This window comes from Enterococcus pseudoavium NBRC 100491 (genome assembly GCF_001544295.1).
Lineage (GTDB): Bacteria > Bacillota > Bacilli > Lactobacillales > Enterococcaceae > Enterococcus_A > Enterococcus_A pseudoavium.
The window spans coordinates 75,138-93,918 of sequence record NZ_BCQF01000003.1 but is presented as its reverse complement, the minus strand read 5'-3'; the positions used below and the strand labels follow the sequence as shown (position 1 = coordinate 93,918).

The 18,781-nt window shown below is 40.5% G+C and carries 19 protein-coding genes; 18 read left to right on the top strand and 1 reads right to left on the bottom strand.

Going from position 1 to position 18,781, the window contains the following annotated elements; translation table 11 throughout:
• Window positions 1-107: 107 nt before the first annotated feature.
• On the top strand, window positions 108-812 hold the full coding sequence (locus EP1_RS02540; RefSeq protein WP_067622963.1) for a GntR family transcriptional regulator: 705 nt from the start codon (window positions 108-110) through the stop codon (window positions 810-812).
• A 9-nt stretch (window positions 813-821) separates the two neighbouring features.
• On the opposite strand, the gene EP1_RS02535 is transcribed toward EP1_RS02540, so the two are convergent.
• On the bottom strand, window positions 822-1,463 hold the full coding sequence (locus EP1_RS02535) for a YigZ family protein (RefSeq protein ID WP_067622959.1): 642 nt from the start codon (window positions 1,461-1,463) through the stop codon (window positions 822-824).
• A 113-nt stretch (window positions 1,464-1,576) separates the two neighbouring features.
• On the opposite strand from EP1_RS02535, the gene EP1_RS02530 reads away from it, so the two are divergent.
• The 17 genes from EP1_RS02530 (at window position 1,577) to pstB (EP1_RS02455) (ending at window position 18,725) form a co-directional block, all read left to right on the top strand.
• On the top strand, window positions 1,577-1,858 hold the full coding sequence (locus EP1_RS02530; protein WP_067622956.1) for a DUF7662 domain-containing protein: 282 nt from the start codon (window positions 1,577-1,579) through the stop codon (window positions 1,856-1,858).
• 114 nt (window positions 1,859-1,972) lie between these two features.
• Complete coding sequence (locus EP1_RS02525) at window positions 1,973-2,947, top strand: DEAD/DEAH box helicase family protein (protein WP_245630579.1); 975 nt, start codon at window positions 1,973-1,975, stop codon at window positions 2,945-2,947.
• The gene (locus EP1_RS13650; RefSeq protein ID WP_245630578.1) at window positions 2,944-3,276 is read left to right on the top strand and encodes a helicase-related protein; all 333 of its coding nucleotides are present in this window, start codon (window positions 2,944-2,946) and stop codon (window positions 3,274-3,276) included. Before EP1_RS02525 ends, EP1_RS13650 begins: the two co-directional genes overlap by 4 nt.
• Window positions 3,266-3,931 (top strand): ComF family protein, encoded by a 666-nt coding sequence (locus EP1_RS02520; RefSeq protein WP_067622951.1) that lies wholly within the window; start codon window positions 3,266-3,268, stop codon window positions 3,929-3,931. The genes EP1_RS13650 and EP1_RS02520 overlap by 11 nt, the downstream gene beginning before the upstream one ends.
• 140 nt (window positions 3,932-4,071) lie before the next feature.
• On the top strand, window positions 4,072-4,617 hold the full coding sequence (hpf, locus tag EP1_RS02515; RefSeq protein ID WP_067622946.1) for a ribosome hibernation-promoting factor, HPF/YfiA family: 546 nt from the start codon (window positions 4,072-4,074) through the stop codon (window positions 4,615-4,617).
• 259 nt (window positions 4,618-4,876) lie between these two features.
• Complete coding sequence (gene secA / locus EP1_RS02510; RefSeq protein WP_067622943.1) at window positions 4,877-7,408, top strand: preprotein translocase subunit SecA; 2,532 nt, start codon at window positions 4,877-4,879, stop codon at window positions 7,406-7,408.
• A 124-nt stretch (window positions 7,409-7,532) separates the two neighbouring features.
• Window positions 7,533-8,643 (top strand): peptide chain release factor 2 gene (gene prfB / locus EP1_RS02505; RefSeq protein WP_157065569.1). Its coding sequence is split into 2 segments (ribosomal slippage): window positions 7,533-7,604 and window positions 7,606-8,643, totalling 1,110 coding nucleotides; the frame shifts between segments, so codons are not numbered across the junction.
• A gap of 97 nt (window positions 8,644-8,740) precedes the next feature.
• Window positions 8,741-9,430 (top strand): cell division ATP-binding protein FtsE, encoded by a 690-nt coding sequence (ftsE, locus tag EP1_RS02500; RefSeq protein ID WP_067622936.1) that lies wholly within the window; start codon window positions 8,741-8,743, stop codon window positions 9,428-9,430.
• Complete coding sequence (gene ftsX / locus EP1_RS02495) at window positions 9,423-10,307, top strand: permease-like cell division protein FtsX (RefSeq protein WP_067623185.1); 885 nt, start codon at window positions 9,423-9,425, stop codon at window positions 10,305-10,307. Before ftsE ends, ftsX begins: the two co-directional genes overlap by 8 nt.
• 281 nt (window positions 10,308-10,588) lie before the next feature.
• Window positions 10,589-10,909, top strand: coding sequence for a DMT family transporter (locus tag EP1_RS02490; RefSeq protein ID WP_067622933.1), 321 nt, complete (start codon window positions 10,589-10,591; stop codon window positions 10,907-10,909).
• A gap of 182 nt (window positions 10,910-11,091) precedes the next feature.
• A complete protein-coding gene (cls, locus tag EP1_RS02485; RefSeq protein ID WP_067622930.1) occupies window positions 11,092-12,540 on the top strand; it encodes a cardiolipin synthase in 1,449 nt (482 codons plus the stop codon).
• A gap of 170 nt (window positions 12,541-12,710) precedes the next feature.
• The gene (locus EP1_RS02480) at window positions 12,711-13,559 is read left to right on the top strand and encodes a phosphate ABC transporter substrate-binding protein PstS (protein WP_067622926.1); all 849 of its coding nucleotides are present in this window, start codon (window positions 12,711-12,713) and stop codon (window positions 13,557-13,559) included.
• A gap of 316 nt (window positions 13,560-13,875) precedes the next feature.
• Window positions 13,876-14,850, top strand: a complete 975-nt coding sequence (locus tag EP1_RS02475; RefSeq protein WP_245630577.1) for a helix-turn-helix domain-containing protein — start codon at window positions 13,876-13,878, stop codon at window positions 14,848-14,850.
• 236 nt (window positions 14,851-15,086) lie between these two features.
• Window positions 15,087-16,019, top strand: coding sequence for a phosphate ABC transporter permease subunit PstC (gene pstC, locus EP1_RS02470; protein WP_067622923.1), 933 nt, complete (start codon window positions 15,087-15,089; stop codon window positions 16,017-16,019).
• Window positions 16,012-16,899: a phosphate ABC transporter permease PstA gene (pstA, locus tag EP1_RS02465; protein ID WP_067622920.1), complete on the top strand. Its 888-nt coding sequence runs from the start codon at window positions 16,012-16,014 to the stop codon at window positions 16,897-16,899. Before pstC ends, pstA begins: the two co-directional genes overlap by 8 nt.
• 42 nt (window positions 16,900-16,941) lie before the next feature.
• Complete coding sequence (gene pstB / locus EP1_RS02460) at window positions 16,942-17,742, top strand: phosphate ABC transporter ATP-binding protein PstB (protein ID WP_067622916.1); 801 nt, start codon at window positions 16,942-16,944, stop codon at window positions 17,740-17,742.
• Between the two features lie 227 nt (window positions 17,743-17,969).
• Window positions 17,970-18,725, top strand: a complete 756-nt coding sequence (gene pstB / locus EP1_RS02455) for a phosphate ABC transporter ATP-binding protein PstB (RefSeq protein ID WP_067623182.1) — start codon at window positions 17,970-17,972, stop codon at window positions 18,723-18,725.
• Window positions 18,726-18,781: the final 56 nt, after the last annotated feature.

The window sequence follows — 18,781 nt, the reverse complement described above, 5'->3', positions numbered from 1 at the left end:
GTTTTAAAAAAAAGATTCAGCAACGCGAGTACAAATTGATTTTGGTTGTGCATTAGGTATATACCAGTTATAATAAGATTAGAAAATTGAACGGGGGGGGAAGGAACGTGGCTAATCAAGTGCCGGTTTATATTCAAATACATGATCAATTGAAACATGAAATTGAAAATGGCGTATGGAAGGTTGGGGATCGTTTGCCTTCTGAACGAGAATTATCACTAAAATTCGGTGTAAGCCGAATGACTTTGCGCCAAGCGATTCAAACGTTGTCCGATGAAGGGATTTTGGAACGAAAAATCGGTTCGGGAACCTACGTGGCAAGTCATAAAGTCCAAGAAAAAATGAGTGGGACAACTAGTTTCACGGATATTATGGAATCGTTGAATAAAATTCCTTCTAGTAAAACAATTTCTTTCTTCCGGTCACGGGCTAGTTCCAGTGAGGCTGAAAAATTAGATTTGGAACAAGGCGAACAAGTTTTGCGGATGGAGCGGATTCGCTATGCCGATGATGTTCCGATTTGTTTTGAAGTCGCTAGTATTCCGGCAAAATTGGTGGAGGGCTTCAGTAAAGAAGAAATCACGGATTCTTTCTATCATACGTTGCAGGAAAAAGGCCTCGAAATTGGTCGGGCCAACCAGACAGTTTCAGCGACAGTAGCCTCGGAACAAATTGCAGATTATTTAGCGATGAAACGCGGCGATGCGATCTTGCGTTTACGCCAAGTCTCCTATTTAGCTGATGGCCGTCCCTTTGAGTATGTCCGGACGCAATACGTTGGCAGTCGTTTTGAATTTTATTTAGAAAAATAATCCAAGCAGCTAAGCTTCTTGGATTATTTCTTCATGATAGGTGACCTCACCGGTCGTGAAACGTGCCTGGCCACTTAATAAATCGGTGACTTGGGCTTCAAAAAGATCTGTTTTGTCTTCATCGATCATACAGGTTACGATTACTTGGTCAGTAAAGTGGGTTTCTTTCACAGCAATTTGTCTAGCGGTAAGGAAATTCTCCAACTTTCCCCAATTAGGGTAATCGAGTTGGACCAAAATTTCTTGTTGCAGTCGGCCCTCAACGACGCCCACTGCCTGAATCGCTTGGGCAACCGCACCGGAATAGGCCCGAATCAGTCCGCCGGCCCCTAACTTTGTTCCACCAAAGTAGCGAGTGACAACGGCGCAGACATTGATTAAATCATTTTTTTTCAAGACCTCTAGCATTGGGACGCCGGCCGTTCCACTAGGTTCGCCATCGTCAGAGGAGCGTTGGATTTCGCTGCGTTCGCCTAGTACGAAGGCGCTGCAGTTATGGTTTGCTTTCCAATGTTCTTTTTTGATTTGCTGGATAAAATTTTTAGCTTCTTCTTCGGATTCGATCCGTTTTAAAAAGCAGATGAAACGAGATTTTTTGATTTCAATCTCATGTTGATCGTCTTCTTTGATCGTTCGATAGGTTTGCAGCATCATTTTGCCTCGCTTTTGTTTTTTTCTATCTCTCAGTATAGGAGAAAAGCAGGGCAAGTTTCAACCAAAGGCTGTTTGGATAATAGATTTTGTTTAAAAGTGGAGGGATAAGGATGACACGCATCAAAAAATACGATGGGATTACCCATTACTTGAAGAGTAACAACGGTTCGCAAGTAACGTTGACTTTCACCCAATTTGATGAGTTACTATTCCCTCGCAGCGGCTTACCGCAAACGGCAAGAAAAGATCCAGACTGGTGGGCCAACGACTATCGTCATCCTGAAAAAGGTGCTTATGGTTGGTTAAATGCAAACTATGAAGTGGTCCAAGTCAATCTTAAAAAGGAATACGTGGTGTTTAATAAATTAGTGAAATCAAATTGGCTAATGTAAATAATAAAAGTAAAAAGGGAGTATGACTAGATTTTGGTCATGCGCCTTTTTTGTTGGGCAGAACTAAATGACACCTGGAAAAAATACGTATCTTGTTAAAAAGGAGGCGCACTTATGGAAACAATCGGGCAACAATTATCCGTCAGTGAATGGCAAACTTTTTATCCGACCGTTGATTTAGCTAATGCCTGTAAAAAACCAGCGTTGCAAAAGGTTTCGCAGGGCTATTTTTGTGAGCGTTGTGAAAGTTTGTCGCAAGTAAAGGTTCCAGCAGGATTTTTCTATTGTCCCCACTGTTTGAGTTTGGGTCGGATGACCAGTCAAACATTTTTGTATTACTTTCCTGCTAAAAAAATAGCTCCCAGATCAGTAAAATTGGTTTGGCAAGGTATTTTGTCTCCAGCGCAAGAAAAAATTGCTCAAAAATTAGTTGCCGATCAGGCAATTGGCCGTACGTTCTTACTCTGGGCGGTGACGGGAGCCGGCAAGACCGAAATGTTGTTTTTACTACTCAAGAAATTTTTGGAAGAAGGTAAGCGGATTGCTATTACCGCTCCCAGAGTCGATGTCTGTAATGAACTATATTTGCGTTTCACACAGGCCTTTCCCCAAGAAGCGATCAGTCTTTTTCATGGACAAGAGAAAAAAGAAGCCGGCGATGTTTTTGTGATTTGTACGGTCCATCAGCTTTTACGCTACCAAAACTATTTTGATTTGGTGATCGTTGATGAAGTGGATGCTTTTCCATATGCGCAGGATCCTTTATTGATTCGGGCTGTTGGTAAAGCCGGACAAGCAACGGGCCAACGGGTTTATTTAAGTGCGACACCTAGTCCCCAATTGAAAAAAAGCGTCGACCGTTTGTATCATTTACCGGCTCGTTATCATCGCCGACCGCTGCCAGTTCCGCAACTTTTATTTGATTGGCGGTTGAAGCAACGACTGTTAAAGGCTGAACTGAGCAAAAAAGCAGTCGTGAAACTAGTAGAACTACTGGATAAGAATAATCTGCTCCTTTTTTGTCCTAGTATTCCACTTCTAGAGAAGCTCAGTTGCTACCTCCAAAAAAATTTCCCGAGTGTCAAATGACGACTGTCTTTGCCGCTGATCAGGAACGTTTGGTTAAAGTTGAAAATATGCGCGCAGGAAAATATCAGTTGTTGCTAACAACAACAATTTTAGAACGTGGGGTTACCTTTGAAAATGTTTCGGTGGTTGTATTGCAGGCCTCCCATCGGATCTTTACGCAAGCAGCTTTGGTACAAATCGCCGGTCGAGCTGACCGGAAAGGAGAATACACGCAAGCAGAAGTTATCTTTATTACGAGTGAAGTGACTAGCGCAATCAAAGCAGCGATCAAGGAAATCGAAGAAAATAATCGTCAAGCACGTGCAGGGGGATTGATCGATGCATTGTAGCTGTTGTCAAAAAGAATGGGTTGGAAATCTAACTTTACGAGAATTATTTTGCTCCACCAAGCAACGTTGTCAGCAATGTGAAAAATTATTTACTAAAATTGATTCCGCGACGGCGTGTCCTGGTTGTGGCCGCGGCCAGGTTGCTGAACTTTGTCAAGATTGTCAAAGTTGGCAGAAAGAACTAGGCTTTGTTTTAGCCAATCACTCGTTGTTTCAGTATGATGAAGGGTTTCGGCAGTGGATTAAAGCCTATAAGTTTAAAGGGGATTACCGAATTCGCGGGGCTTTTGTCCCTGAGCTTAAGCAAGCCTTACAAAGTTATCGCGACTATTTAATCTGCCCCTTACCATTATCTGAAGTCCGTTTTAGCCAGCGAGGGTTCAATCAAGTTTGCGGTTGTTTGGCGGAAACGAAAATCCCTTATCGCTTATTATTGAAACGGCAAGAGCGACCGCCCCAAGCAGAAAAATCACGTGCAGAACGTTTAAAAATGGAACAGCCTTTCGAACTGATTGAGTCAAATCAAAAAATTAGAAATCAAAAAGTTTTATTAGTGGACGATGTTTACACGACGGGACGGACGCTCTTTCATGGTGCCGAATTACTTTATAAAAATGGAGTAAAAACAGTGAAAAGCTTGACTTTTGCCCGTTAAAATGCATTTTTTTTGATTATGAAATTGATAGCGATTTACTTTGCAAAAGGATTAGATTTCGATATAATAGAGGTAAGAAGAAGAGGTAAGAGTGGTCCTTCCTCCTATCTTCAGTTGGCAAGACGAAAGGGGCAATACGTATGTTCAAATATAATGTTCGTGGAGAAAATATCGAAGTTACTGAAGCTATCCGCAATTACGTTGAAAAAAAAGTAGGGAAGTTAGAACGCTACTTCACTGATGTTCCGGATGCAACTGCTTATGTCAATTTGAAAGTTTATACTGAAAAAACGGCAAAAGTTGAAGTAACGATTCCATTACCTTACTTAGTTCTTCGGGCAGAAGAAACTTCACCAGATTTATATGCAAGTATTGATTTGGTTGTGGATAAATTAGAACGTCAGATCCGCAAGTTTAAAACAAAAATTAATCGTAAAGCTCGTGAAACCGGTGTGCCTGAACGGGAAGTCGAAGTGTTAGTGAACGCAGAGGATTCAGAAGAATCTGAATTAGAAATCGTTCGGACAAAACGCTTATCATTGAAACCAATGGGCAGTGAAGAAGCCGTTTTACAAATGAATATGCTTGGACATAATTTCTTTATCTTTGAAGATGCTGAAACAAACGGAACAAGTATTGTTTATCGTCGTAAAGATGGCAAATATGGTTTAATTGAAACTGACTAAAAAAAGTTAGAACCTTCCAGTTGAGGCTGGAAGGTTTTTTTATTTCATTAAAAATGAAGTTTTAGAATTTGTTTGTCTTTTTTCAGGAAAAGTATTTGAAATCCTTAGGAAAGAAACACCAAAAAAAATTAATCATTGTATAAGTCGCGGTTTATTCGCGATGATAAGTTTCTTTTCTTAAAGACTAATGCTAAAATATACTAGCGGGTTTCTATCGAAAAATAGAAAATGAATAGAAATAAAGGAGTAAGATAAACGAATGGCAAACTTTCTGAGACGAATGATTGAAAATGATAAAAAAGAATTGAAACGATTAAGCGGGATTGCTGATAAGGTCGAAGAATTTTCTAGCGACATGGAAAAATTGTCAGACGAGCAATTACGAGGAAAAACGGAAGAATTCCGTGGACGTTATCAAGCGGGTGAAACGTTAGATGAGTTACTACCGGAAGCTTTTGCAGTAGTACGCGAAGCAGCTAAGCGGGTCTTAGGGCTGTACCCTTACCACGTTCAATTAATGGGAGGGATCGTCTTACATGACGGCAATATCCCTGAAATGAAAACAGGTGAAGGGAAAACCTTAACAGCTACGATGCCAGTTTATTTGAATGCATTGAGCGGAGAAGGAGTTCACGTCGTTACAGTCAATGAATACTTGGCGACACGGGACTCAACTGAAATGGGTGAGCTGTATAATTTCTTAGGGCTAAGTGTCGGCTTAAACATCAACTCAAAAACGGCTGATGAAAAACGTGACGCTTATAACTGTGATATCACATATAGTACGAATAATGAACTAGGTTTTGACTATTTACGAGATAATATGGTGGTTTACCAAAGCCAAATGGTTCAACGTCCTTTAAATTATGCGATCGTCGATGAAGTGGATTCCATTTTGATCGATGAAGCCCGGACACCATTGATCATTTCCGGTGCTGCTGAAAAATCGACCGCTCTATACACGCGGACGGATAACTTTGTGAAACGTTTGAAAGAAGAAGAAGACTTTAAAATCGACATCCAATCTAAAACGATTGGGTTAACTGAACAAGGGATTGAAAAAGCGGAAGCAAACTTTGGCTTGGAAAACTTGTATGACTTAGACAACACCGCGTTGACTCACCATTTGGATCAGGCATTGCGGGCGAACTTTATTATGATTCGGGATATTGATTATGTGGTACAAGAAGGCAAAGTCTTGATCGTTGACCAATTTACTGGACGGATCATGGATGGTCGTCGTTATTCGGATGGTCTGCACCAAGCGATTGAAGCTAAAGAAGGCGTTGAGATCGAAGACGAAACGAAGACAATGGCTACTATCACTTTCCAAAACTATTTCCGGATGTATAAAAAATTAGCCGGGATGACTGGGACGGCCAAAACGGAAGAGGAAGAATTCCGTGAAATTTACAATATTGAAGTTATTCAAATTCCAACCAATCGTCCAATCGTTCGGGAGGATCATGCGGATTTACTATATCCAACATTAGAGAGCAAATTCAAAGCGGTCGTGCAAGATATCAAGGAACGTCACCGCAAGGGTCAACCAATCCTAGTCGGAACGGTTGCAGTTGAAACGTCTGAATTACTTTCCAATATGCTGGATCAGGAAAAAGTTCCTCATGAAGTCTTGAACGCCAAAAATCACTTTAAAGAAGCTGAAATCATCATGAATGCTGGTCAAAAAGGTTCTGTTACGATCGCTACCAACATGGCTGGTCGGGGAACGGATATCAAGTTAGGACTTGGCGTCATCGAATTAGGCGGTTTAGCAGTAATTGGTACTGAACGACATGAATCACGCCGGATCGATAATCAGTTGCGGGGACGTTCTGGTCGTCAAGGAGATCCAGGGGTTTCTCAATTTTATCTCTCATTAGAAGATGATTTGATGAAACGTTTTGGTTCTGAACGGATTAAAGCTTTCTTGGATCGCATGAATGTGGAAGATGAAGATGCGGTCATTCAAAGTAAAATGTTGACTCGTCAAGTAGAATCAGCTCAAAAACGGGTCGAAGGAAATAACTACGATACGCGTAAAAACGTCTTGCAATATGATGACGTGATGCGGGAACAACGGGAAGTTATTTACAAACAGCGTCAAGATGTCATCATGGGGGAAAAAGATTTAACGCCGAACTTATTAAATATGGTACGCCGGACGATTTCTCGGGTTGTAGATTCTCATACACAATTAGAACAAGAAAATTGGAATCTGGCTGCTTTGGCTGATTTTGCCGGAGCAACACTGGTCCATGAGGATTCTGTTTCAGCCGCTGATTTTGAAGGCAAAACGCCAGAAGAGATGAAAGATTATCTATATGATCGTGCGAAAGCGGTCTTTGATACGAAAGTGTCACAATTACAAAGTCCAGAACAATTACTGGAATTTGAAAAAGTAGTCATCTTGCGTGTCGTGGATACGAAATGGACGGATCATATCGATGCAATGGATCAATTACGTCAATCGGTTGGGTTACGGGCTTATGGACAAAATAATCCATTGGTTGAATATCAAACAGAAGGCTACAAGATGTTTGAAGATATGGTTGGTGCGATTGAGTTTGAAGTCACACGTCTCTTCATGAAAGCAGAGATTCGACAAAATGTTCAACGGGAACAAGTTGCGCAAAATCAACAAGAGCATCCCGTAGAGGCCGATGGCGATCCTAAAAATTTAACACATACGAAGCAAAAACCGGTTCATGTGGAAAAAGTTGGACGGAATGATCCATGTCCATGCGGCAGCGGAAAAAAATATAAAAACTGCCACGGCAAAGGACTGTAATTTATTACGAAAAGACTTTTGGGACGAGACATAGCTGCTATGTCTCGTCCTTTGACAGTTTTGCTTTTGTTAGTGAAGCTTTAGTGGATAGCCGGATGATTATCCAAAGAAAGAAGGAATCGATTTGGAAAACGCAGAAATACGAAATTTGTTAGACATGATGCAAGAGCAAGTGACGAGCTTCAGGGGGTCTCTTTGACCTCGAACAGTTAGAGGAAGATATTGCTGAAGCGGAAAATCAAATGAGCGCTCCTGGATTTTGGGATGATTCAGAAAAAGCACAGGCTTTAATTAATCGGAATAACGCTGCTAAGGAAACCTATGATCAATTTCAAGCAATTGCGAATGAAACCGAGGAATTAAATGTCATGTGGGAGATGCAGCAGGAAGAATTTGATTCGGAGCTACAGAAAGAGCTGGAAGAAGGTCTCGTTCAGCTACAAGAAAAAGTTTCAGGCTTTGAATTGTCACTCTTGTTGGATGAGCCTTATGATAAAAATAATGCGATCTTGGAACTTCATCCTGGCGCGGGCGGAACGGAATCACAAGACTGGGGTTCGATGCTTTTACGAATGTATACCCGTTGGGCCGAGCAGCATGGTTTTTCCGTTGAAACGATTGATTATCAAGCAGGGGATGAAGCGGGGATTAAGAGTGTCACCTTGATGATTAAGGGGACGAATGCTTATGGTTATTTGAAGTCAGAAAAAGGCGTCCATCGTTTAGTCCGCATTTCGCCTTTTGATTCTGCTAGTCGTCGTCACACTTCTTTTTGTTCGGTGGAAGTTATGCCGGAGCTAGACGAAAATATTGAAATCGAGATCAATCCCGATGATTTAAAGGTGGATGTGTATCGGGCCAGTGGTGCTGGCGGACAGCACATCAATAAGACGTCTTCAGCCGTCCGCATCACTCATTTACCTACCGGGACCGTAGTAGCTAGTCAAGCACAGCGTTCCCAATTTCATAACCGCGAAACGGCGATGCAAATGTTGAAGGCGAAGCTTTATCAATTAGAGATTGAAAAGAAAGAGCAAGAAGCGGCTGCTTTGCGAGGAGAACAAAAAGAAATTGGCTGGGGTTCTCAAATTCGTTCCTACGTTTTTCATCCTTACTCGATGGTTAAAGATCACCGAACCGAATACGAAACAGGAAATGTCCAAGCAGTTATGGATGGCGATTTGGATCCTTTCATTGATGCTTACTTAAAATGGCGGTTAGCCCAAAACGCTTAAAAGTAAAAATGAAATCAAATTGTAAAGTAATGAAAGCCAGTTGCAATGTTGACGTGCTATAATAGCAAAGAATTTAAGAGGATTTGGAGAGATAAGCATGATTGAAATGCAGGATGTAACAAAAAAGTATCCTAATAAGACAACTGCTGTTCGTGGGATTTCGGTCCGGATCGATCAAGGTGAGTTTGTCTATGTCGTTGGTCCCTCTGGTAGCGGAAAATCGACTTTTATCAAGTTAATGTATCGTGAAGAAAAAGCCACTTCTGGAACAAAATTAGAAGTTGCCGGTCATAATTTATTAAAAATCAAAAATAAAGAAGTTCCTTATTTGCGCCGAGATGTCGGCGTGGTTTTCCAGGACTTCAAATTATTGCCACGAAAAACCGTCTATGAAAATGTTGCCTATGCGATGCAAGTTATCGGTCGTAAGCCACGAGAAATTAAAAAACGTGTGATGGAAGTTTTGGATCTTGTTGGATTGAAGCATAAAGTCCGTGTCTTTCCAAGTGAACTATCGGGTGGGGAACAACAACGGGTTTCGATTGCTCGAGCGATCGTAAATACACCGAAAGTTTTGATTGCCGATGAACCGACAGGAAATCTGGATCCAGATACCTCTTGGGAAATCATGCATTTATTAGAACGAATCAATAATCAAGGAACAACGATCGTAATGGCAACCCACAACAAAACGATTGTAGATACGATGCGTCATCGTTTGATCGCGATTGAAAATGGTTTGATCGTTCGGGATGAAGCGGAAGGAGAATATGAGTTTGATGATTAGAAATTTCTTCCGACACTTATTGGAAAGTATCAAAAGTGTCAAACGTAATGGTTGGATGACTTTGGCTTCAGTCAGCGCCGTGACAATCACATTGACGATGGCAGGGATTTTCCTTGCTGTGATCATGAATGCAACGAAGTTAGCTCAGGATGTGGAAGGTAACGTAGAGGTAACGGTCTTTGTTGATATCGGTACAAAAGATAAAGAATTAAAAGAACTCAAAACAGAACTACAAGACATTAACCATGTCGATAAAGTGACCTTTTCTAGTAAAGAAGCCCAACTAAAAAAATTACAAAAACAAATGGGTGATGCTTGGGATCTTTTTGAAGGCGACAGCAATCCGCTTTATGATGTGTATGTTGTAAAAGCAACAGATTCTCAATATATTCGACCAATAACGCGCGAGGCTAGTCAACTGCACAACGTCTTCCGAGCAAACTATGGTGGGAATTCGGCCGATCGCATCATTCAAATGGCGAAAGTAGTGCGGACTTGGGGCTTAGCAGCTGCCGCATTGTTAGTTTTCGTGGCGATCTTCTTGATTTCAAATACTATTCGTATTACGATTCTTTCTCGAAAAACTGAGATTCAAATCATGCGTCTGGTCGGGGCTAAAAATGGTTACATTCGTTGGCCGTTCTTCCTTGAAGGTGGTTGGATTGGTTTGATCGGTTCAATCGTGCCGATTCTAATTCTAACGTATGGTTACTCACAAGTGTATGGCTTGGCAGCTCCTTATTTGCTGCAATCCAATTTGGCATTGCTCCGCCCAAGTCAGATTGTCTGGATTTTAGACATTATAATGGCCGTCGGTGGTTACTTAATTGGTTCGATCGGATCAGTTATTTCAATGCGTCGCTTCTTGAAAGTTTAACCAATCAAAACTTCTTCGGATTTTTCCGAAGAAGTTTTTTGCTATTTTATGGATGGATAATTAGAGCGATACGTAAATTCTGAAATATCTGAAAAAGCGATCAGACAAAGCTTGTCTTTTCACTGAAAAGGATATAGAATAGCGTTAATTATAGTATGTGCTACCGAACAAGGGAGCCAATTTCGTTAGGTCATTGAAGAAATTGGACTCCCTTTTTTTTTGTGTTTTTTACACTTGAGAATTTATGAGTTGGTGGTAATTATCTTTAAGGAGGAAAAATTATGGCATGGGTATCATTAATTGTAGCAGGTATTTTTGAGATGTTTTGGGCAACGATGATGAAATTAAGTGAAGGATTCAGTAAATTAAACTATTCTCTTCTAACAATCATCGGCATGATCGCTAGCTTCTATTTTTTAGCTAAGTCTTTGCATTCGCTTCCGCTGAGTCTAGCATACCCGATCTGGACAGGGATTGGAGCAGTTGGCTCAATTTTGATTGGGGTTTTTCTATTCAAGGACCAATTGTCTATTGTAACTAGCTTTTTTGTGCTTCTGTTGGTTATCGGTATTATCGGAATCAAAGTTACGAGCGGACATTAAGCACAAAGTAAACTATTGACGGCGCAAGAATTGCTGTGGACCAGAAAAAATCTTATCAAAGCGTTCGCTGAAAAGGCTCTTATTCAGGTGGTGCTGCGTTTAGAAAAAAGGATAAATGATTAAAGCAGATTGTTTACAATCTGCTTTCGCTCGGCTATCCTTTAGTAGAAGGAGTTGGCAATATGTCTTTTGTGACAGAACATATGGGGTTAGTTTTTTTAGTTATTAATACAATTTTATCTTTTATCATTGTTTTCCGTGAGCGCAAGGACACGGTTAATACTTGGGCTTGGCTGTTGGTACTGACCTTTATACCGGTTCTCGGTTTTATTTTGTATATTTTCTTTGGAAAGGGAATTTCTAAAGAACGGATCTTTGATTTAAAGATGCAGACAAAAATCGGGATGAATGTGGAGGTTCAACAGCAACAACGAGCGTTAACAAGAGGGCTTTTTCCGAAACCAACCACGAACCAAGTGGATCCTCGGCAATTGATTTATATGCTGACGATGTTTGAAAGTTCGTTGTATACCACAAATAATGATGTCACACTTTATACGGATGGGCGTGAGAAATTTGATGCACTGATCGCAGATATCAATCAAGCCCGCTTTCACATTCATATGGAATATTATATTTATCGTGGGGATGATTTGGGCTTTGAAGTTCGTGATGCCCTGGTGGCGGCAGCCGCTAGGGGAGTGAAAGTTCGTCTGTTGTTAGACGCATGGGGCTCCACGCAAGTCAAGCGGCGTTTTTTTGCGCCTTTGCTTGAAGCGGGTGGTGAGGTTGATTTTTTCTTTCCGCTCTTTTTACCATATGTAAATCCGCGCATGAACTATCGCAATCACCGGAAAATTGTCGTCATTGATGGCATGGTAGGCTATACCGGCGGCTTCAATGTTGGTGATGAGTATCTTGGCTTAGTGAAAAAATTCGGCTATTGGCGGGACAATCATCTGCGTATTCACGGAGATGCTGTGTATACGTTACAAAATCGTTTTTTAATGGATTGGAATTCCCAACAAAAACATGAGTTGGTTTATCAGCCAGATTATTTTCCAGAAATCGAATCTGACGGCAAGTTGGCGCTGCAAATCGTGAGTAGCGGTCCCGACAGTGAACATGAGCAAATCAAACTAACGTATTTAAAAATGATCAATCTGGCCAAAAAAGAAATTCTCATTCAAACGCCGTATTACATTCCCGATGCTCCAATTCATGAGGCTTTGAAACTGGCGTTGCTATCAGGTGTCAAAGTCCGGATGCAGATTCCGAACAAACCTGATCATATTTTGGTTTACTGGGCGACATATTCCTTTGCGGCAGAATTATTAGAATACGGAGCGATCATTGAAACGTATGAAAATGGTTTTATTCATGCCAAAACGATGATAATCGATGGCGGAATTGCGTCTGTCGGGTCTGCTAATATCGATGTACGTTCTTTCAAATTAGATTTCGAAGTAAATACACTGATTTATGATGCGAATTTTGCCGGAGAACTGCGAGTAGCATTTGATAAAGACTCACTGAAATCCGAACTTTTAACGCAAGAAAAGTATGCTCAACGGGGAACCATCATTAAGTTTAAAGAAGGAATCGCCCGCTTGATCTCACCCCTCTTATAAAAATTATTTGCGCTTTGATGGCTTGATAGTATAAAATGAACTAGCTCCTTGAAGGAGTCGCAAAGAGAGCAGCTGGGGAATAGTGTCTGTTTGATCTATTAATTAAGACAGGAACTCAGCACTCATAAAAGCTATATGGTTAGTTTAAAAAACGAATAAGGAGACTTTTCATGAAGAAATGGTTACTTCCCCTAGTCGGCACACTTTTGCTTTTGTCGGGTTGTTCAAAATGGATTGATCGAGGTGAATCGATCACAGCAGTTGGCTCATCGGCGTTACAACCTTTAGTTGAAACGGTAGCTGAAGAATACCAAAGCAAAAATCCTGGTCGCTTTATTAACGTCCAAGGTGGTGGGAGCGGGACAGGTTTGAGTCAAGTTCAATCTGGCGCGGTCGAGATTGGGAATTCTGATTTATTTGCCGAAGAAAAAAATGGGATTGATGCCAAAAAATTGGTTGATCATAAAGTTGCAGTTGTTGGGATTACCCCCATTGTAAATAAGGGTGTCGGAGTAAAAAATATTTCCTTAGAAAATCTACGTAAGATTTTTCTTGGGGAAATCAAGAATTGGCAAGAAGTCGGCGGTAAAGATCAAGAAATCGTCATTTTGAATCGAGCTTCCGGTAGCGGGACGCGTTCAACTTTTGAACAGTGGGTCATGGACGGAAAGACTGCGGTTCGAGCACAAGAACAAGATTCAAGCGGGATGGTCCGGCAAATCGTTGCGGATACACCAGGAGCGATTAGTTACACAGCCTTTTCTTATGTCACAAAAGATGTTCAAACACTAAACATTGATAATGTGGAACCAACAGATGAAAATGTTACCACAAATCATTGGAAGATTTGGGCCTATGAGCATATGTATACAAAAGGTGAGCCCAACAAGTTAGTCAAAGAATTTTTGGATTATACGCTTTCAGCAGAGGTTCAAGGGAAAATTGTTTCTCAACTTGGTTATATCCCGATTTCAGAAATGAAAGTGGAACGCGATTGGCAAGGAAATCAAATTAAATAGCAGATTTATAGGAAAGATCCTGACTGAATATAGTTAGGATCTTTTTTTATTGTAAGTGTTAAACGAATCGCTGAGCAGGATAACAGCTTTTTATGAAGAAGCTCGGTATACTTTTAGCATAAGTAGGCTTCTATTTTTTCATTTCATTTAATGAAACGCTTTTTAAATAGCAGATAATGGAAACGTTGTCTTTCTTTGCTTGTGTCAACGATTTGCAACTGTCCGTTGACAAAAAACAACCACCGCTTGGTAGTAGGTAACTCGTTTTTTCGGTATTTTTAACTTAGAAAGTAGTAAATCAAAACGAGAGGTGAGTATGATGATACTAGCAGATAAAATTATTCAAGAGCGGAAGCGGAATGGTTGGACACAAGAGGAATTGGCGGAGTTAATGAATGTTTCTCGCCAAGCGGTTTCGAAGTGGGAAAGTGCACAGTCAATCCCTGATATCGAAAAAGTGATTCGATTATCAGAACTTTTTGGCGTCAGTACCGATTATTTATTTAAAGATGAGTTGGAAGATGCCGAATATATTGCAGCAGGCGATTTGGAAAATACGCGCAAAGTGACTTTGGCAGAAGCTCAAGATTTTTTGATTGTTAAGGAAAAGACCGCTAAATTAATTGCTATTGGTGTATTTTTGTGTATTTTGTCCCCGATTGGTTTGATATTGTTAGGCGCTGGGGCTGATCAGAAAGTATTTGGGATATCAGAAGCAATGGCAGTTGGACTGGGATTATTATTACTGGTTCTCTTCGTTACACCAGCGGTAGCGCTTTTCATCTATAGCGGAGCGAAAACAGCTGATTTCACCTATTTGAATGATGAAGTATTTGAGACTGAGTACGGTGTAACCGGCATGGTCAAAGAACGGCAAAAAAAATATCATGATCGCTATGTTCGCTACAATATTCTTGCTACTTGTCTGGTCATTTTGAGTACGGTCCCGTTATTTCTTAGTTTTTTACTTACAAGTGATGTCGTTAAGGTTATGGCAGTATGTCTCTTACTAGTAATTGTGGCTTCTTCTATGCTACTTTTTATTATTAACGGGATTCGCTGGGAAAGTATGTTGAAGCTATTGCAAGAAGGTGATTATAGCAAACAAGCGAAAGAACGTTCACCTGCATTAGAAGCGATTGCAACTGTTTACTGGTTGATTTTGACAGCAGCCTATGTGGGCTATAGTTTAGTGACCGGAAATTGGCAGATCAGTTGGATTATTTGGCCGATTGGTGGTCTGCTGTATGGAGCGATTGCTGCGGTAGTCAATTTATTGGTGAAAAAATAGCATTAGTAACAATAGTTGGTGTTTAGTAAAAATAGCTGTAGAATGATTTTTTTGCTACAGCTATTTTTTATTCAGGTGATTAGAGAAAGTCTTTTTAGAATTTACACATTCTTTACAATTGTCATTGAAGCGTTACAAGAGGTTAAAAGGAAATTGATTTTCGACAGGTAAAATGATGTTGTTGGTTTGTAAAAAAATCAAGTGGATTAGTTTGAAGGAATCAGGAGGAGTCAGCCTTGGAGAATGAAGATGTAAAAAAAGCGCTCACGACGAAATCAAAACGTGCGAAAATTGAGCAACGCGGACGCTTTGTTAGTTTTATTTGTATCGCGCTAATCGTGTTTGTGGTAGGAGCAATTTTCTATTTTGTAGCAAGTAAAGGGTTATCAACCTTTTTTGTAGATAAGATTAATGTATTCGACTTTTTATTCGGTACAGTCTGGAATCCAAGTGCGACAGGACCGGATGGGAAACCACTAGTAGGGGCACTACCAATGATTTTAGGTTCATTTATGGTAACCTTTCTATCAGCAATTGTGGCAACCCCATTTGCGATTGGAGCAGCCGTCTTTATGACGGAGATTTCTCCCACCAAAGGGCAGAAATTTTTACAACCGGTCATTGAATTACTTGTGGGAATTCCTTCAGTTGTTTACGGGTTTATCGGTTTAACGGTAATCGTCCCTTTTATCCGATCAATTTTTGGTGGTACGGGTTTTGGGATTCTTTCCGGGACGTTTGTTCTATTCGTTATGATTTTACCGACAGTTACTACGATGACTGTGGATACTTTAAAATCGGTTCCTCGTCATTATCGGGAAGCTTCCTTAGCTTTAGGTGGAACACGCTGGCAAACGATTTATAAAGTTGTTTTACGGGCAGCAGTTCCGGGAATTTTAACAGCAGTTGTTTTCGGAATGGCTCGCGCATTTGGTGAAGCTTTAGCAATTCAAATGGTGATTGGTAATGCGGCCTTGATGCCAACTAGTTTGACCACACCAGCATCAACTTTAACTTCTATTTTGACAATGGGGATTGGAAATACGATTATGGGCACGGTAGAAAATAATGTCTTATGGTCATTAGCCCTCATCTTGTTGGTTATGTCTTTAGTTTTCAATATTTTAATTCGTTATATCGGTAAGAAAGGGGAGATCAGCAATGGATAAAGCAAAACGCGCGGATAAAATCGCGACAGGTGTACTTTACACGGTTTCTGGTTTGATTGTTGCGATCTTAGCCTTTCTATTACTCTATATTTTGGTTCGCGGGTTACCCCATGTTTCTTGGGAATTTTTAACAGCTCCTTCAAAAGCCTATCAAGAAGGCGGTGGGATTGGGATTCAATTATTTAACTCGGTTTATCTACTCCTAATTACGATGATTATCAGTTTGCCGATCTCTTTAGGAGCAGGAATTTATTTATCAGAATATGCCAAGAAAAATTGGGTGACGAATGTCATTCGGACCTCAATCGAAATTTTAAGTTCCTTACCTTCCGTTGTTGTCGGTTTGTTTGGTTTCTTAATTTTTGTTATTCAGTTTGGTTACGGCTTCTCGATTCTTTCAGGGGCATTAGCCTTAACGTTGTTCAACTTACCGTTACTGACCAGAAATATCGAAGAATCACTGAGAGCGATTCATTATACTCAGCGTGAGGCAGGACTAGCATTAGGCCTTTCACGTTGGGAAACTGTTACAAAAATCGTCGTTCCCGATGCATTGCCGGGAATTTTGACGGGGGTCATTTTGAGTTCTGGGCGTATTTTCGGTGAAGCAGCGGCTTTGATTTATACCGCTGGACAAAGTGCACCCGCATTGGATTTTACCAATTTAAATCCCTTGAGTGTCTCAAGTCCGTTAAGTATTTTCCGTCAGGCTGAAACATTGGCCGTTCACATTTGGAAAATCAACACGGAAGGGACAATGCCAGATGGTACGGCAGTTTCGGCCGGTGCTTCGGCAGTACTGATCTTAGCCGTATTACTCTTTAACTTTGGGGCGCGAGCAATCGGTAAACGTCTGCATAAAAGAATGACTTCCGCTTAAGCATTGAAAAATTCAACATCAGTATAAACAAGGAGCAATTCGATGAAAGAATATAATTGGGATGAACGCAACCTGATCCGGATGCCTGGTGAAATTGCGTTACATACAGAAGATCTACATGTTTATTATGGCGATAATGAAGCTATTAAGGGTGTTGACCTTGAGTTTGAAAAAAATAAAATCACTGCTTTAATTGGACCTTCGGGTTGTGGGAAATCGACCTATCTTCGTTCGTTAAATCGGATGAATGATGGAATTGCTAGTGCCCGCGTGACAGGAAAGATTGTCTATAAAGAAGTGGATGTGAATGCTTCTAATATTGACGTTTATGAAATGCGGAAACGGATTGGGATGGTTTTTCAACGGCCTAATCCTTTTAGTAAATCAATTCGTGAGAACATCACCTTTGCTTTGAAACAACATGGGCTGCATGACAAGCATCAATTAGAAGAAATTGTCGAAACAAGTTTGAAACAAGCGGCTTTATGGGATCAGGTGAAAGACAATCTAGATAAGAGTGCCTTGGCACTTTCTGGTGGACAACAGCAGCGTCTATGTATCGCTCGGGCAATTGCAATGAAGCCAGATATTCTGTTATTAGATGAACCGGCTAGTGCTCTGGATCCAATCTCAACGGGGACGGTTGAAGAAACCTTGGTTCAATTGAAAGAAAATTACACAATTATTATTGTAACGCATAACATGCAGCAAGCAGCTCGAATTAGTGACTATACGGCCTTCTTCTATTTAGGCAACGTCATTGAGTACGATGAAACTGCTAAAATCTTCACTCGGCCAAAAATCCAAGCTACTGAAGACTATGTTTCGGGTCACTTTGGTTAAGAGTTGGCTTGAAAATGGAACTAATTTTTCGAAAAGAAAAATTAATTCCTAATGATGAAAAAGGATGCCAGTTCCACTACTTAACAGTTAGCGCTAGTTGAGAACGCGAATAGAGAAAAGAGTTGTTTTTTGAAGTAAAAGCTAGTGGAATGGTATACGGCTTGAAAATAGAACTAATTTTTCGAAAAGAAAAATTAATTCCTAATGATGAAAAAGGAGAAAATCGAATGTCGAAGATTATTACTTCTAAAGACCTTCATTTATATTATGGTAAAAAAGAGGCCCTAAAAGGCATCGATATGGAAATCGAAAAAGGTGAGATTACTGCGATGATCGGGCCATCAGGTTGCGGGAAATCGACCTATCTACGTTCGTTGAATCGGATGAATGATTTGATTCCAGGTGTAACAATTACCGGCAGTGTGATGTATAAGGGAAAAGATATCTACAGCCCTAAGACTGATACGGTGGAATTACGTAAAGAAATCGGCATGGTCTTTCAACAACCCAATCCATTTCCATTTTCGATTTACGAAAATGTCATTTATGGGTTAAAATTAAAGGGTGAAAAGGATAAGAACAAACTGGATCAAGTAGTGGAAGAAAGTTTAAAAGCTGCTTCAGTTTGGAATGACGTAAAGGATAAATTACATGAGAGTGCGTTGTCTTTATCTGGTGGACAGCAGCAACGAGTTTGTATTGCGCGCGTGTTAGCTGTCAATCCTGAAGTCATTTTAATGGATGAGCCGACGAGTGCATTGGATCCTGTTTCGACCGGTAAAATTGAGAATATGTTGTTGGAATTGAAGGAAAATTATACAATCATTATCGTAACTCACAATATGTCACAAGCGTCACGAATTTCCGATCGCACCGCCTTTTTCTTGCAGGGAGAGTTGATTGAATTCGAGAAAACGAAGAAAATTTTCTTGGATCCGGCTAGACAAGAAACCGAAGATTATATTTCAGGAAAATTTGGCTAGAGAGGGCTTCACTAGCAAATGAACAAGTTTATGTTACGCATAAAGGGGCAGAGAAT

Coding starts and splice junctions, on each gene's coding strand:
- EP1_RS02535 (WP_067622959.1), bottom strand. CDS start 1,463: ATGCTGCAAACCTATCGAACGATCAAAGAAGACGATCAACATGAGATT.
- EP1_RS02530 (WP_067622956.1), top strand. CDS start 1,577: ATGACACGCATCAAAAAATACGATGGGATTACCCATTACTTGAAGAGT.
- EP1_RS02525 (WP_245630579.1), top strand. CDS start 1,973: ATGGAAACAATCGGGCAACAATTATCCGTCAGTGAATGGCAAACTTTT.
- EP1_RS13650 (WP_245630578.1), top strand. CDS start 2,944: ATGACGACTGTCTTTGCCGCTGATCAGGAACGTTTGGTTAAAGTTGAA.
- EP1_RS02520 (WP_067622951.1), top strand. CDS start 3,266: ATGCATTGTAGCTGTTGTCAAAAAGAATGGGTTGGAAATCTAACTTTA.
- hpf (WP_067622946.1), top strand. CDS start 4,072: ATGTTCAAATATAATGTTCGTGGAGAAAATATCGAAGTTACTGAAGCT.
- secA (WP_067622943.1), top strand. CDS start 4,877: ATGGCAAACTTTCTGAGACGAATGATTGAAAATGATAAAAAAGAATTG.
- ftsE (WP_067622936.1), top strand. CDS start 8,741: ATGATTGAAATGCAGGATGTAACAAAAAAGTATCCTAATAAGACAACT.
- ftsX (WP_067623185.1), top strand. CDS start 9,423: ATGATTAGAAATTTCTTCCGACACTTATTGGAAAGTATCAAAAGTGTC.
- EP1_RS02490 (WP_067622933.1), top strand. CDS start 10,589: ATGGCATGGGTATCATTAATTGTAGCAGGTATTTTTGAGATGTTTTGG.
- cls (WP_067622930.1), top strand. CDS start 11,092: ATGTCTTTTGTGACAGAACATATGGGGTTAGTTTTTTTAGTTATTAAT.
- EP1_RS02480 (WP_067622926.1), top strand. CDS start 12,711: ATGAAGAAATGGTTACTTCCCCTAGTCGGCACACTTTTGCTTTTGTCG.
- EP1_RS02475 (WP_245630577.1), top strand. CDS start 13,876: ATGATGATACTAGCAGATAAAATTATTCAAGAGCGGAAGCGGAATGGT.
- pstA (WP_067622920.1), top strand. CDS start 16,012: ATGGATAAAGCAAAACGCGCGGATAAAATCGCGACAGGTGTACTTTAC.
- pstB (WP_067622916.1), top strand. CDS start 16,942: ATGAAAGAATATAATTGGGATGAACGCAACCTGATCCGGATGCCTGGT.
- pstB (WP_067623182.1), top strand. CDS start 17,970: ATGTCGAAGATTATTACTTCTAAAGACCTTCATTTATATTATGGTAAA.